Below are 623 nucleotides of genomic sequence, written 5' to 3'. Positions count from 1 at the left end.
GTTTCAACGTTTTTTGTGTTTATTAAGTTCTGTACCTCTTGATCTCTTATGCCGTATAAAACACTTGCGACTGTATCTGAAATAATCCTCTCTGCATTTTTATAAGATATTTCAGAGTAATTATTAAAAAAATATATACTATTTATAAATTCATTTAAAGTGGTATCCATTAATAATCATCCTTACTTGAATAACAGTTCTGGTAACCATAATGAAAGAGACGGAATCATTATTAAGAAAATTAGTATTATTATGTCTAATATGATAAAAGGTGTCACACCTCTAAAAATGTCTGTCGTAGAGATATCTTTAGGTGTCACTCCTTTTAATGCAAATACATTTAAACCTACAGGAGGTGTGACGGCCCCAATTTCTACTAATTTCATTGTGATGACACCGAACCAAATAAGGTCGTATCCTAAACCTGAAACTATTGGTGCAACAATTGGTAGAATCATTGCATAGATTCCAATCGGCACCATAATCATGCCTAATAGGAAAAAGATTATACAAATAATTGTGATGATAACCATAGGCGGTACTGAAAGGTTAACGAAATAATTCGTTATTATATTTGGTAATTGGCTTAATGTTAAAACTTTCGCATAAAATAGGGCGCCGAT

At 31.6% G+C, this 623-nt stretch carries 1 protein-coding gene; it reads right to left on the bottom strand.

The genetic code is table 11. The features are described 5' to 3' along the window. Positions 1 to 182: 182 nt before the first annotated feature. Positions 183 to 623: TRAP transporter large permease subunit (locus HMPREF3029_RS02570; protein WP_168165489.1), on the bottom strand; the 441-nt coding region annotated here is incomplete at its 5' end.

Source organism: Nosocomiicoccus sp. HMSC059G07 (assembly GCF_001815515.1).
Lineage (GTDB): Bacteria > Bacillota > Bacilli > Staphylococcales > Salinicoccaceae > Nosocomiicoccus > Nosocomiicoccus ampullae_A.
The sequence above is the reverse complement of the archived record's forward strand: the minus strand, read 5'-3'. Positions and strand labels throughout refer to the sequence as shown.